The sequence below is a fragment of the Pseudomonas sp. E102 genome, assembly GCF_052660185.1.
The window spans coordinates 3099919-3115021 of record NZ_CP084025.1 but is presented as its reverse complement, the minus strand read 5'-3'; the positions used below and the strand labels follow the sequence as shown (position 1 = coordinate 3115021).

5 protein-coding genes (1 of these 5 cut by a window edge) are annotated in these 15103 nt (G+C 64.0%); 3 read left to right on the top strand and 2 right to left on the bottom strand.

Annotation, left to right across the window (positions count from 1 at the left end):
* Positions 1-71 precede the first annotated feature (71 nt).
* Positions 72-1244 (top strand): MFS transporter, encoded by a 1173-nt coding sequence (locus DOCECA_RS14115; RefSeq protein WP_434648458.1) that lies wholly within the window; start codon positions 72-74, stop codon positions 1242-1244.
* A gap of 50 nt (positions 1245-1294) precedes the next feature.
* On the opposite strand, the gene DOCECA_RS14110 is transcribed toward DOCECA_RS14115, so the two are convergent.
* Together DOCECA_RS14110 and tam are read right to left on the bottom strand one after the other, a co-directional pair.
* Positions 1295-2428, bottom strand: a complete 1134-nt coding sequence (locus tag DOCECA_RS14110) for a cupin-like domain-containing protein (protein WP_434648455.1) — start codon at positions 2426-2428, stop codon at positions 1295-1297.
* Positions 2429-2510: 82 nt separating this feature from the next.
* Positions 2511-3281, bottom strand: coding sequence for a trans-aconitate 2-methyltransferase (gene tam / locus DOCECA_RS14105; protein WP_445570706.1), 771 nt, complete (start codon positions 3279-3281; stop codon positions 2511-2513).
* Between the two features lie 131 nt (positions 3282-3412).
* Between tam and DOCECA_RS14100 the strand changes: the two genes are divergently transcribed.
* A complete protein-coding gene (locus tag DOCECA_RS14100) occupies positions 3413-4147 on the top strand; it encodes a thioesterase II family protein (RefSeq protein WP_420767854.1) in 735 nt (244 codons plus the stop codon).
* A 264-nt stretch (positions 4148-4411) separates the two neighbouring features.
* Positions 4412-15103 carry the 5' portion of a non-ribosomal peptide synthase/polyketide synthase gene (locus DOCECA_RS14095; protein WP_445570705.1) on the top strand. It continues 1629 nt past the right edge of the window, so the window shows 10692 of its 12321 coding nt (coding positions 1-10692); its start codon is at positions 4412-4414; the stop codon falls past the right edge of the window.

The window sequence follows — 15103 nt, the reverse complement described above, 5'->3', positions numbered from 1 at the left end:
CCCACAGTTTTACGCTTTGCCCGTCCCGGTCGTTTATGGCAAGTTGCAGGCCCTTGTTGAGACCGTGTCCCATGGCAAACCCCTATCGTGAATTATTCACTGCCCCTGGCAGCCGCGGCTTCGTGCTGGCGGGGATGATCGCGCGCATGCCGATATCCATGACCGGCATCGGCGTGATCACCATGCTTTCGCAGCTCAAGGGCGGCTATGGTCTGGCCGGCGCGGTGGCGGCGACGTTTGCCTTGGCGACCGCGTTCTGCGCGCCTCAGGTGTCGCGGCTGGTGGACCGTTTCGGCCAGGGACGGGTCTTGCCGGCGGCGGCGTTGCTGGGGGGCGGGGCGCTGTTGATGCTACTGCTGTGTACGCGATTGCAGGCGCCCCATTGGACGCTGTTCCTGTTCGCTGCCCTGGCCGGTTGCATGCCCAGTATGTCGGCGATGGTCCGAGCGCGCTGGACCGAGGTGTATCGCGGCCAGCCGCAACTGCGCACCGCTTATGCGCTGGAGTCGGTGCTCGACGAGGTCTGTTTTATTGTTGGGCCGCCGCTGTCGGTGGGGTTGTGCGTGGTGGCGTTCCCGGAAGCGGGGCCCCTGGCCTCGGTGCTGCTGCTGGCGATCGGCGTGACCGCGTTTGTGCTGCAACGCGGGACCGAGCCGCCGGTTCATCCGCATCAGCCCCATCATCAGGGCTCGATCATTGGTTCAGTCGACGTGCTTTTGTTGCTCCTACTGATGGTCGCCATGGGCGTCATCGTAGGCGTGGTGGACGTGGTCAGTGTCGCGTTCGCCCAGCAGCAGGGGCAACCGGCGGCGGCGAGCATCGTGCTGTCGGTCTACGCCATCGGCTCGTGCCTGGCCGGGCTGGCGTTCGGCGCGCTGCGCTCCAAGCTGCCTCTGCCGCGGTTGTTCCTGTATGGCGGCGTGGCGACCGCGGTCACCACGCTGCCGCTGTTGTTGGCGAGCAATATCCTCGGATTGTCCCTGGCGGTGTTCGTTGCCGGTTTATTTTTCGCGCCGACGCTGATCGTCGCCATGGCCTTGGTGGAGCGCATCGTGCCGCCAGCCCGGCTGACCGAAGGCCTGACCTGGCTGGTGACTGGCCTGAGCATCGGCGTGGCGATCGGCGCGGCCGGTTCGGGGTGGCTGGTGGATACGTTCGGCGCGCGCAGTGGGTTCTGGCTGGCGATTGCGGCCGGGGCGGTGGTGCTGGGGGCGGCGGTGCAAAGTTATCGCCAGCAGAGGTAAGCGACAGGTTTGCCGTACACATTCCCTCGCCACGAGTGCAAGTTCGACCGCTACCAACCCCGTCCCGAATTCACCCAGAAATTTACTGACAGCGATGTGGACACCGATTCCACTTGATGAAACCAGCCTTCCGGCAAGAACAGCAGGTCACCGGCCTCCAGTGTGGCCCGCAGGAACGTCACGTCCCGGGCGCTGGGGAAACGTGCATAGTCCGGCGCGTCGGGATTGAAGTCGCAGCCGTCCAGCCCGCCTTGGGGCGCGGTCGACCAGGTGCCCAGGGCTTCGCGGTGGTGGGGCGCGGCGAGGGTGAAGGTTTTCTGGCCCCAGACCTGGGCGAACAGGTTATCGGTGTCGTCGCGGTGCAGTGGGGTGAGGGTGCCCTTGGGACCGATCCAGATACGTGGCGGGATGAACAGCGAAGCGTCGAAGTAGGGCGGGTATTTGATCAACTCCATCAACTGCGCCGGCAGAATGTTGTTGCCCATGTACGCCGGCGGCTCGCCGTTGGCGGCCGTGGTCACCGGGTTGTCGAGGGAGGCGATGAAATCGGCCATGGAGGTGGAGCGAAAATCCCGCTCCGTTGAGAAGGTTTTCTTGATGTAGTCGCCGTGGCGGGTGATGCCTTGCAGCTCGGCAAAATGCACCAGGGTTTCTTCCCGGCTGAGCTTGAACAAGGGCCAGTCCTGCAGCGCATCGCTGATGACCACCGGGATGCCATGGGGCAGATAGCGCGCCTTGAATTCCTGGACTGACAACCCGCTGCACGGCCGACGTTCCACGCTATGTTGAGTTGGCAAGCTGGCGGTGAGCTTTTCGCTGAAGCGCGGCGGGGTGGGGTAGCGCTTGTTCATGTCGACCTTTTCCACCGGGCGGCTGCCATGGCGCGCATGGTCGATGATCTGTGGCAGCAACGTCGCCAGGCCCATGTTGCCGCCGATTTTCAGGCGGCCGCTGGCGAACAGTTCCTCGACATTGGCCAGGCCGGCCATGATCCCGAGGAAGTCCTTTTCCGCCACTTCGATGGTGACGTCGGGGCTGGCGTGGCGCCCGGCCTGGGTGCGGCTGGTGGCCTTGACCTCGGACCAGTACGCCTGGTGCGGGCCGAACACGAACTGGAAGACGCCTTCGATACCAACGGCGCCGGCATTGGCGAACAGCTTGCCCAGGATGGTTTGCAGGTCCACGGCGGTCACTCTTGCGGGTTTTCGGTCTAGCAGGTAACGAGGGCCGTGACCGAAAATTTAGCCTGTGCCGCCAATCGCCGCCCTAGCGTGTCGCGACGATGAAGACCCGTGGAAACGGTAGCAGGACCGAACCATCGTCCAGGGTCGGGTAGGCCTGTTCGACAGCCTTGAGGTATTGCGTCAGGTATTGCTCGCGTTGCGTCTCGTCCAACGGTTCGAGAAACGGGCGCAAGCCGCTGCCCTTGAACCATTCCACGATGCCCGAAGCGCCACCGGCCAGTGGATGATGATAGGTGGTGCGCCACACATCGACCCGGCTGCAATGGGGCTTGAGGATCGAATAATAGGTGCTGGCGTCCTCCACCTCGGTCCGAGAATCAGCGGCCCCGGCCAGTTGGCTGGCCCAGGGGCCGTTGGCCGCAATCTCCCGCATCAAGCGGTGGGACGGCTGATGCAGGGTGTCGGGCATCTGGATCGCCAGGCTGCCACCTGGTGCGAGTTTGTCCACCAGTGACGGCAGTAGGGTGGCGTGGTCCGGCAGCCATTGCAGCACAGCGTTGGCGAAGATCACCTCGAAGGGGCCGCTTTCATTCCAGAGGCCGATGTCTGCCGTATCGAATGTCACGTCGGGCAAGCGCTTGCGGGCGGCTTCGACCATGTCGGCGGAACTGTCCAGGCCACGCACCGTCGCGCCGGGGAAGTGGTCCACCAACAGTTCGGTGGAGTTTCCGGGGCCGCAGCCCAGATCGATCACCTGGCGCGCCTGTACCGGCGGGATCGCCGCCAGCAGATCGCGGGACGGGCGGGTGCGTTCCTGTTCGAAAGCGACATATTGTTGGGCGGACCAGCTCATTGTGTTCTCCTTGGGCAGACCAGAACCATGGGGTTTGCAGTATAAGACGCATCCAGGGGAGAGGCCGGCGACTAATTTTTTACGGCCCGGCCTCGTTATCCTTTTGACTCGAACGATCGGAGAAAACCGCAGTGACCCAACTGACCCTGCTGTGCCTGCCTTATTCCGGCGCCAGCGCAATGGTGTACAGCCGGTGGCGGCGCAAATTGCCGCAATGGCTGCACGTGCAACCAGTGGAGTTGCCGGGACGCGGGGCGCGCTTCGACGAGCCGCTGCACACCGAGATGGGCCCGTTGGCGATGCAACTGGCGCGGGAGCTTTACCCGACGCTCCAGGCGCCGTACGCCTTGTTCGGTCACAGCCTGGGTGCGCTGTTGGCCTGTGAAATCGCCCATGCCCTGCGTGAACTCGGCAGCCCGGAACCGGTGGCGCTGTTTGCATCCGGCACCGCCGCGCCGACGATGCGAGCCGACTACGATCGCGATTTTGCCACGGCAAAGACCGACGCTGAGTTGATCGAGCAACTGCGCACCCTCAACGGCACGAGCGAGGAGATCCTGGCCAATGAAGAACTGATGGCCCTGACCCTGCCGATCCTGCGGGCCGATTTTTTGCTGTGCGGACGTTTTCAGCCGCGGCAGCGACCGTTGCTCAAATGCCCGGTGCACGTGCTCGGCGGCACCGCCGACAAGGCCACCACGGCGCAACTGATGGGCTGGCGCCAGGAAACCACGGGCAGCTTTTCGGTGGACATGCTGGCCGGCGGGCATTTCTTCATCCACGAGCACGAGGCCAAGGTGCTGCGGCTGATCAAGGATCAGTTGAGCGTGCATCATCGGCGGCATGGGTTGGCGATCAGCGCATAACCCGTTAAAGACCCGCTTTCGTGACCTAGGGAGCTTGCTCCCGCTGGGCGGCCGGGCCGCCTCAAAAAGAATGGCGCATTAACCCAGGCAGACCGCATCAGCCGGTTTACGACTGCTGCGCAGCCGAGCGGGAGCAAGCTCCCTCGCCACGGTTTTGTTCCTTCCTGACACTTGTTCCCAATCGCTAATTTTTCCGGTTTGCATTCGTTTCATAGGGACGACATGCCTCTGTGCCTTGTGCCCACTGATTCCGGATACCCAGAAATGAATGCTGAAAACGCCTTGAAACTTGCTCGCCGGTTTATCGGGTTGCCTTTGGACAAGCGCCAGATGTTCCTGGCGGCGCTGGACAAGGAGGGCGTGGATTTCAACAGCTTTCCCATTCCCCAGGGCGTCGAAGCCGAGGATCGCCAGGCCCTGTCCTATGCCCAGCAGCGCATGTGGTTTCTCTGGCAGTTGGATCCCGACAGCGGCGCCTACAACCTGCCCGGGGCGGTGCGGCTCAAGGGCGCGTTGAGCCTGTCGTCGCTGGAGCAGGCTTTTGCCAGTTTGGTGGCGCGTCATGAAACCCTGCGCACGGTGTTCCGGCGCCAGGCCGACGACAGCCTCTTGCAAGTGGCGACCGATGCGCCGCTGCTGATCGAGCATCAGGACCTCAGCGGCTTGCCGGCAGGCAATCGCGAGCAAGCGGTGCGCCAGGCTGCGCAAGCACAATCGATGCGGCCCTTCGACCTGTCCAGCGGCCCCTTGCTGCGGGTCGAGTTGCTCAAGATCGATGCGCAGGAGCACGTACTGCTGTTGACCCTGCACCACATCGTCTCCGATGGCTGGTCGATGAACGTGCTGATCGAAGAGTTCATCCGCTGCTACGACGCCCACGAAGCCGGCGTGCCGCCGCAACTGGCCGATTTGCCGATCCAGTACAGCGACTACGCGCTGTGGCAGCGCCGTTGGCTGGAGGCCGGTGAGCAGGGCCGACAACTGGCGTACTGGCAGGCCCAGCTGGGTGATGAGCATCCGGTGCTGGAATTGCCCACCGACCATTCGCGCCCGGCCATGCCAAGCTATCGCGGCAGCCGTTATGAATTCGCCATCGAGCCGGGGTTGGCGGAGCAACTGCGCAGCACGGCCCAGCAGCAGGGCGTCACGCTGTTCATGCTGCTGCTCGGCGCGTTCAACGTGCTGTTGCATCGCTACAGCGGCCAGTCCGACATCCGCGTGGGCGTGCCGATTGCCAACCGCAACCGCGACGAAATCGAAGGCCTGATCGGTTTCTTCGTCAACACCCAGGTGCTGCGCACCGAATTGGATGGCCAGATCCGGGTCGACGAGTTGCTGCGCCGGGTCAAGGAGACCGCGCTCGGTGCCCAGGCCCACCAGGACCTGCCTTTCGAGCGCCTGGTCGAGGCATTGAAATTGGAGCGCAGCCTCAGCCATACGCCGCTGTTCCAAGTGATGTACAACCATCAGCCCCAAGTGGCGGATGTCACCACGATCCGAACGGCGTCCGGGCTGGAACTGGACATGATCGAGTGGCAGACCCGCACCACCCAATTCGACTTGACCCTGGACACTTACGAAAAAGCAGGCACGTTGCGCGCCGCGCTGACTTATTCCGAGGACCTGCTCGAGGCGCCGACCGTCGCGCGCATGGCGCGGCATTGGCTGCGATTGCTCGCGGCGATGATTGCCGATCCGTCCCGGCGTGTCGGGGAGCTGGCGCTGCTTGATGCCGACGAGCACGCCACTCTGGTTTATGACTGGAACGCCACGGCCCAACGCTACCCGACCGAACTGTGCATGCATCAGTTGATCGAAGCCCAGGTGGCGCGCACTCCGCACGCTCAGGCGCTGGTGTTTGGCGACCAGAGCCTGACCTACGCCCAGCTCGATGCCCGCACCAACCGTCTGGCCCATCTGCTGCGCGGACGCGGTGTACGAGCGGACAGCTTAGTGGGCATCTGCATCGAGCGTTCGGTTGAGATGGTGCTTGGCCTGCTGGCGATCCACAAGGCCGGCGGTGCCTACGTGCCGCTGGATCCGGAATATCCGCAGGATCGCCTGGCCTACATGATCGAGGACAGCGGCATCGGCTTGCTGCTGACCCAGCGCGCGCTGTCGGCGGGGCTGCCGACCGAGGGGATCGAGGTCATCGCGCTCGACCAACCGGACGGTTGGCTCGACGGTTATAGCGACAGTCGACCCGACGTCGCGGTCGACCCGCTGAACTTGGCTTACGTGATCTACACCTCTGGTTCCACCGGCAAACCCAAGGGCGCGGGCAACAGCCACGCGGCACTGGTCAATCGCTTGTGCTGGATGCAACAGGCGTATCGCCTGGATGGCAGCGACGCGGTGTTGCAGAAAACCCCGTTCAGTTTCGACGTGTCGGTGTGGGAGTTCTTCTGGCCGCTGATGACCGGAGCACGCTTGGTGATTGCCGCGCCCGGTGCCCATCGTGATCCGCGGCAACTGATCGATAGCATCAACCGTCATCGCATCAGCACGCTGCACTTCGTGCCGTCGATGCTGCAGGCCTTCATCCATGAACCTGGCGTGGAATCCTGCGAAAGCTTGAAGCGTATCGTCTGCAGTGGTGAAGCCTTGCCGCTGGATGCGCAGCAGCAGGTCTTCGCCAAACTACCGGACGCAGCGCTCTACAACCTGTACGGCCCGACCGAAGCGGCCATCGACGTGACTCATTGGACTTGCGTAGATGAGGGCACCGATTGCGTACCGATCGGCCAGCCCATCGCCAACCTGCGTACCCATGTGCTCGACGCCGATCTGTCGCCGGTACCGTGGGGCGTGGCGGGCGAGTTGTACCTGGGCGGGGCGGGGCTGGCGCGCAGTTATCACCAGCGTCCGACGCTGACCGCCGAGCGTTTCGTGCCGTGCCCGTTCCATGACGGCGCGCGCCTGTACCGCACCGGCGACCGCGTGCGCCAGCGCGCCGACGGTGTGATCGAATACCTTGGCCGTCTCGATCATCAGGTCAAGCTGCGCGGCCTGCGCATCGAACTGGGGGAAATCGAAGCCCGTCTCGTGCAACATCCACTGGTGCGCGAGGCCGTGGTACTGGTGCAGGACGGCAAGCATCTGGTGGGCTACCTGGTGCTGGAAAACGGCGACCCGCGCGAGCAGTGGCAACAGGACCTCAAGGCCTGGCTGCTCGCCGGCCTGCCGGAATACATGGTGCCGACCTACCTGATGCCATTGGCCGGCCTGCCCGTGACCGCCAACGGTAAGCTCGATCGCAAGGCCTTGCCACAACCCGACGCCGCGCCCCGGCAAACATTCATCGCCCCGCAAGATGCACTGCAAACCGTCTTGGCTGAAATCTGGCAGAGCGTGCTTGGCGTTGAGCGCGTCGGTCTCGAAGACAACTTCTTCGAACTGGGCGGCGATTCGATCATTTCCATCCAAGTGGTGAGCCGCGCACGACAGGTTGGTGTGCATATTCATCCCCGCGACCTGTTCCAGTACCAGACCGTGCGCAGCCTGGCGCTGGTCGCCCGCCACGACAACCACAGCGCCCTGGACCAAGGTCCGGTCACTGGCGATGCCATGCTCGGGCCGATCCAGCAGCAGTTTTTCGCCCAGGCGATGCAGGCCCGCGAACACTGGAACCAATCGCTGTTGCTGACCCCACGCGAACCGATGAATGCACAATGGCTCGACGCGGCGCTGACCTGCGTCATCAACCACCACGACGCCTTGCGCCTGCGCTTCGTCGAAGACGCCGACGGTTGGCGGCAGAGCCATGCCGCGTTTTTGCAAAGCGCCGACCTGTGGCAACGCGATGCCCGATCCATCGAGCACCTGAATGCGCTGTGCGACGAGGCGCAGCGCAGCCTGGACCTGCAAGACGGGCCACTGGTGCGCGCCATGCTGGTGAACCTGGCCGACGGCAGCCAGCGCCTGGCGCTGGTTATCCATCACTTGGTGGTGGACGGCGTGTCATGGCGCGTGCTGCTGGAAGATTTGCAGCAGGCCTACGAGCAACTGGCGGCCGGTGGCGGCGTTACGTTGCCGGCCAAGACCAGCGCCTTCCAGAGTTGGACGGCGCGTCTGAGGGCCGAAGCATCGCGCTTCGATGACCAGTCGGCCTATTGGAAAAACCAGCACGAGGCCGCGTGGGACCTGCCATGCGAACGCCCGCAGGGCAGCTTGCAAAACATCCACGGCGAGAAAATCCAATGGCGCCTGGAGGCCGAACTGACCCGGCAACTGCTGCAACAGGCGCCCGCTGCCTATCGCACCCAGGTCAACGACCTGCTACTCACCGCGCTGACCCGCACCATCAGCCGTTGGAGCGGGCAGCCAAGCACATTGATCGAGCTCGAAGGTCATGGCCGCGAAGACCTTTTCGATGACATCGACCTGACCCGCACGGTGGGTTGGCTGACCAGCCTGTTCCCGGTCAAGCTGACCGCCACCGAGGACATCGGCGGCTCGATCAAGACCATCAAGGAGCAACTGCGCAGCGTCCCGGACAAGGGCCTGGGCTATGGCGTGCTGCGTCATCTGGCAGCGCCGTCGGTGCAGGCCCAATGGACGGATCTGGCGCCTGCGCGCATCACTTTTAATTACCTCGGCCAGTTCGACCGCCAGTTCGATGAGGCGGCGCTGTTCCTGCCGTCCGGCGAAGGCAGTGGCGTCGCCCAGGACCCGACGGCACCGCTGGCCAACTGGCTGACGGTGGAAGGGCAGGTGCATGGCGGCGAGCTGGCGATGAGCTGGGGCTTCAGCCGTGACATGTTCGACAGCACGACCGTGCAGCAACTGGCCGATCAATACGCCGTCGAGCTCAAGGCGCTGATCGACCATTGCGTCAACCTGGCGGAACCGCAAGCCACGCCGTCGGACTTTCCGCTGGCGCGGATCACCCAATCGCAACTCGATCATCTGCCAGTGGCGGCCGGTCAGTTGGATGATGTCTATCCGCTGTCGCCGATGCAGCAGGGCTTGTTGTTCCACACGTTGTACGAGCAGGCGGCTGGCGAATACGTCAATCAATTGCGGGTGGACGTGCAAGGCCTGGATGCCGAGCGCTTCCGTGCGGCGTGGCAGGCCACTGTCGCGGCGCAGGATATTTTGCGCAGCGGCTTCGTCTGGGAAGGTGAATGGCCGCAACCGCTGCAGATCGTTCACAAGCAGGTGCAGTTGCCGTTCACGGTACTGGACTGGCGCGAGCATGCCGACCCGGCCCACGCCCTCGCCGCGTTGGCCGAGGCCGAGCGTGCCCAAGGTTTCGACTTGAGCCAGGCGCCGCTGTTGCGCCTGGTGCTGGTGCAGACCGGAGCGGCGCAATGGCATTTGATCTACACCCATCACCACATCCTGATGGATGGCTGGAGCAACTCGCAGTTGCTCGGCGAGGTGATGCAGCGCTACAAAGGCCGCGCCCCGGCCAGCACTGTTGGGCGTTATCGCGACTACATCGCTTGGCTGCAACGCCAGGACGGCCAGCTCAGCCAGGATTTCTGGAGCGCACAGCTGGCCCCGTTGCAAGAGCCGACCCGACTCGCCCGCGCGGCTTCGGACAGCGGCGAGAGCGGTCACGGCGATCATTTCCTGACCCTCGACATGCGGCGCACCCAGGCACTGGAGTCGTTTGCCCGCCAGCAGAAAATCACCCTCAACACGCTGGTGCAAGCGGCTTGGCTGCTGTTGCTGCAACGCTATACCGGGCACCCGACCGTGACGTTTGGCGCGACGGTTGCCGGTCGCCCGGCGGATCTGCCGGGGATCGAGCAGCAGGTCGGCCTGTTCATCAACACCTTGCCGGTCATCGGCAGCCCGCGTCCGGACCAGACGGTCGGCCAGTGGCTGCAAACGGTGCAGGACCAGAACCTGAGCCTGCGGGAGTTCGAACACACGCCGCTGGCGGACATCCAGCGTTGGGCCGGGCAGGGCGGCGAGGCGCTCTTCGACAACCTCTTGGTATTCGAAAACTATCCGATTGCCCAGGCTTTGCAGCAAGGCACTGCCAGCGATGTCACATTCGGCGACGTTGCCAACCGTGAGCAGACGCATTACGCCCTGAGCGTGGCGGTTACCCTCGGCGAACAATTGGCGCTGCACTTCAGTTACGAGCGTCGGCAGTTCGCCGACGAGATGATTGATCACATCGGCACTCATCTGCTGCATCTGCTTGAGCAATTCAGCCAGGACGCCGGACGCAATCTGGGTGAAATCGCCCTGGCCAGCGGCGCCGAACACGCGCGCCAACAGGCCGACAACCACCCGCAGCCGTACCCGGTAAACATCCCCGTGCACCAGCGCATCGCCGCGCTGGCCGCCGAGCGCCCGCAACGCACGGCGGTGATTTTCAACGACCGACACGTCAGCTACGGCGAGATCGATCGGCGCGCGAACCAACTGTCCCACGCCTTGATCAGCCGCGGCGTCGGCCCGGAAACCCGAGTCGGCGTGGCCCTGCCGCGCAGCGAAGAGGTGATCGTCACGCTGTTGGCGGTGCTCAAGGCCGGCGCTGCCTACGTGCCGTTGGACGTCAGCTATCCCCGCGAACGCCTGGCTTATTTGATGAAGGACGCCGGGTTGGCGCTGCTGGTCAGCGATTCCTCGGTATCGGCCCAGTTGCCCGTGGATGAGTCGTTGCCGTTGCTGGAACTGGACCGTATCGATCTGCGCGAACTGCCGACCAGCGCGCCCAACGTCCAACCCGACCCGCACAACCTGGCCTACGTGATCTACACCTCCGGTTCCACTGGCAACCCCAAGGGTGTCAGCGTGGCCCACGGTCCGCTGGCGATGCACTGTCAGGCCATTGGCGAGCGTTATGAAATGCGCGACAGCGATTGCGAATTCCATTTCATGTCGTTCGCGTTCGACGGCGCCCACGAGCGCTGGCTCACCAGCCTGACCCACGGTGCGTCGCTGCTGATTCGCGACGACAGCCTGTGGACCCCGGAGCAAACCTACAACGCCATGCACGAGCACGGTGTGACGGTGGTGGCGTTCCCGCCGGTGTACCTGCAACAACTGGCCGAGCACGCCGAGCGTGAAGGCAACCCGCCGAAGGTGCGCATCTATTGCTTCGGCGGCGACGCGGTGCCCAACGCCAGTTTCGAGCGGGTCAAGCGCGCCTTGCGTCCTGAGTACATCATCAACGGTTACGGTCCGACCGAAACGGTGGTCACGCCGCTGATCTGGAAGGCCGGTCGCGAGGCGTGTTGTGGCGCTGCCTACGCGCCCATCGGCAGCCGCATCGGCGACCGCAGTGCCTACGTGCTCGATGCCGACCTTAACCTGTTGCCCCAAGGCATGGCCGGTGAGCTGTATCTGGGCGGCACGGGATTGGCTCGCGGTTACCTGAACCGACCGGGGCTGACCGCCGAGCGTTTTGTCGCCGACCCGTTCAGCGCCGGCGGCTTGCTGTATCGCACCGGAGACCTGGTGCGCCAGCGCGCCGACGGCACTTTCGATTACCTGGACCGCATCGACAACCAAGTGAAGATCCGTGGTTTCCGCATCGAACTCGGTGAAATCGAAGCCAGTCTGCAAGCCCTCGATGGCGTGCGCGAAGCGGTGGTCGTGGCCCAGGAAGGCACCGCCGGCAGCGGCAAGCGTCTGGTCGCCTATGTGGTGGCGGCAGAACCTGCCCGTGAAGACTTCGCCGAGCACTTGCGTGAGCAGCTCAAGGCGACGTTGCCGGCGCACATGATTCCGGCCTATCTGCTGCTGCTCGAATGCCTGCCGCTGACCCCCAACGGCAAGCTCGACCGCAAGAACCTGCCCAAGCCCGACGCCAGCCAATCGCAACACGCCTACCTGGCGCCGCGCACTGCGCTGGAACAGCAACTGGCGGCGATCTGGCAGGACGTGCTCAAGCTTGAACGCGTGGGCCTGCGGGATAATTTCTTCGAACTGGGCGGCGATTCCATCGTCTCGATCCAGTTGGTCAGCCGCGCCCGCCAGGCCGGTATGCACTTCACGCCCAAGGACCTGTTCCAGCACCAGACCCTGGAAACACTCGCCACCGTGGTTCGCCAGGGTGAAGCCGCCCAAGTCATCGATCAGGGTCCGGTGACCGGTGAACTGGCGCTGTTGCCGGTGCAGCGGGTGTTCTTCGAACAGGCGATACCGCAGCGTCATCACTGGAACCAGGCGGTGATGCTCAAGGCGACCGAACGCCTGGATGCATCGGTTTTGAACCAGGCTTTGAATGCGTTGTTAGAGCATCATGATGGCCTGCGCTTGAGCTTCACCGAGCAGGCCGAAGGCTGGAGGGCGGTTTACCGTCTCGCCGACATTCAATGCCAAGACCTGCTCTGGACTGTGGACGCACCTGATGCGCAGGCCTTGCAAGGCATCGCCAATGAGGCCCAACGCAGCCTGGACCTGCAAGATGGGCCGTTGCTGCGGGCAGTCCTGGCGACGCTGGGCGATGGTACCCAGCGGTTGTTGCTGGCGGTGCACCACTTGGTGATCGACGGCGTGTCGTGGCGAATCCTGTTCGAGGACCTGCAAACCGCCTATCGTCAGTTGTCCAGCGGTGCGGCGCTGCTACTGCCGCTGAAGACCACCTCCGCGCAGGCCTGGGCCGAGCGCCTGCAAGCGCATGCCGGCAGCAACCGGCTGGCGCAGGAACTGGCGTTCTGGCAAGCCCAGCTCGAAGACGTCGATGCCTCGTTGCCGATGGATAACCCGGCGGGCGGCCAGCAGAACCGCCTGGCCGTGACGGTGCGCACACGACTCGACGCCACGCTGACCCGGCAACTGCTGCAAGACGCGCCCAAGGCTTATCGCACCCAGGTCAACGACCTGCTGCTCACCGCGCTGGCGCGGGTGATGGTGCGCTGGACCGGCAGCGACAGTGCGCTGATCCAGCTTGAAGGCCATGGCCGCGAAGCCTTGTTCGACGACGTCGATCTGACTCGCACCGTCGGCTGGTTCACCAGCCTGTACCCGGCGCGGCTCACGCCTCGGGCGGACTTGGGCGATTGCCTCAAGCAGATCAAGGAACAACTGCGGGCGATGCCCGACAAGGGCCTCGGTTTCGGCGCCCTGGCCCATCTGGCGGATGACGCGACGCGGGCGATCCTGGCCGGGCTGCCGACGCCCAGCCTGACCTTCAACTACCTGGGCCAGTTCGACGCCAGCTTCAACGAAGCCGACGGCGCTTTGTTCGTGCTGGCCGACGAAGCCGCCGGCGATGAGCTGGACGCCGAAGCACCGCTGTCCAATGCGCTGGCCTTGAACGGCCAGGTGTTCCGCGGCGAACTGGACCTGGGCTGGACCTTCAGCCGCGAGCAGTTCAACGAGTCCACCATCCAGGCGCTGGCCGACGATTATGGGATGGAACTGCAGCGGCTGATCGAGCATTGCTGCCGGGGCGAGCACAGCGGCGTGACGCCGTCGGACTTCCCGCTGGCGAGCCTGAACCAGCAGCAACTGGACGGACTGGCGCTGCCTCCAGCGCAGATCGTCGACCTGTATCCGTTGTCACCGATGCAACAAGGCATGCTGTTCCATGGTGTGTATGGCGACGCGAGCGGCGACTACATCAACCAACTGCGCCTGGACGTCGAAGGGCTGGACCCGGAACGCTTCCGCCAGGCCTGGCAAGCGGCGGTGGATGCCCATGACATCCTGCGCACGCGGTTTGTCTGGCAGGGTGATTTGCCGGCGCCGGTGCAAGTGGTCAGCAAGTACCTGCAACTGCCTTACAACGTGCAGGATCTGCGCGGTGAGTTATCGCCTGACCAGACCCTGCGGGCCCTGGCCAATGCCGAACGCCAGCAACTTCACTTGAGTGCGCCTGCCCTGATGCGGCTGATGATCGTGCGTCTCGACGAGCAGCGTTATCACCTGATCTACAGCCACCATCACATCCTCATGGACGGCTGGAGCAACTCGCAGTTGCTCGGCGAAGTGCTGCAACGCTACAGCGGGCAGTCCATTGCCGTATCGGGCGGTCGTTATCGGGACTACATCGCCTGGCTGCAACGCCAGGACGCGGCAGTCAGCGAAGCGTTCTGGAAACCTTTGCTGCAACGCCTGGAGGCGCCGACGCGGCTGGCTGACGCGGTGGCCAAACCAACGGACGCTGGTGTTGGTTATGGCGATCATGTGCAGGTGCTGGACGAAGCCCTGACCCGTCGCCTGGAAGCCTTCGCGCGTGCCTCGAAAGTCACGGTGAACACGCTTGTGCAGGCGGCGTGGTTGCTGCTGTTGCAGCGTTACACCGGTCGGGAAACGGTTGCCTTCGGTGCGACGGTGGCCGGTCGTCCGGCGGACCTGCCTGGCATCGAGCAGCAGATCGGTTTGTTCATCAACACCTTGCCGGTGATCGCCAGCCCTCGGGCCGAGCAGTCTTTGGACAGTTGGCTGCAAGCGGTGCAAGCGCAGAACCTCGCCTTGCGCGAGTTCGAGCACACCGCGTTGCTGGACATCCAGCGATGGGCCGGGCAGGGCGGCGACGCGTTGTTCGACAGTTTGTTGGTGTTCGAGAACTACCCGATCGCCGAGGCCCTGGAGCAGGGCGCACCGGACGGTTTGCGCTTTGGTTCGCCGATCACCCAGGAACAGACCAACTATCCGTTGACGCTGTTGGTGGGGCTGGAGCGGCAGTTGTCGGTGCACATGAGTTATCAGCAGGCGAGCTTCTCGGCGGTTACCGTGGAGCGGTTGGCGGCGCATCTGGCTCAGTTGCTCGGACAGATGACGGCTAATGGCGAGCTGTGCTTGGGTGAACTGTCGATGCTGGAATTCGATGAACACCAGCGCCTGACCCATGACTGGAATTCGGTGGATGCGCCGTTCGAGCAAGACCTATGCATCCATCAATTGATTGCCCGCCAAGCGGAAAACACCCCGGACGCCTTGGCGGTGACGTTCAATGATATTCGCCTGAGCTACAGCGAACTCGACGGCCGCGCCAATCGTCTGGCCCATAAACTGATCGAGCTGGGCGTCGGCCCGGAAGTG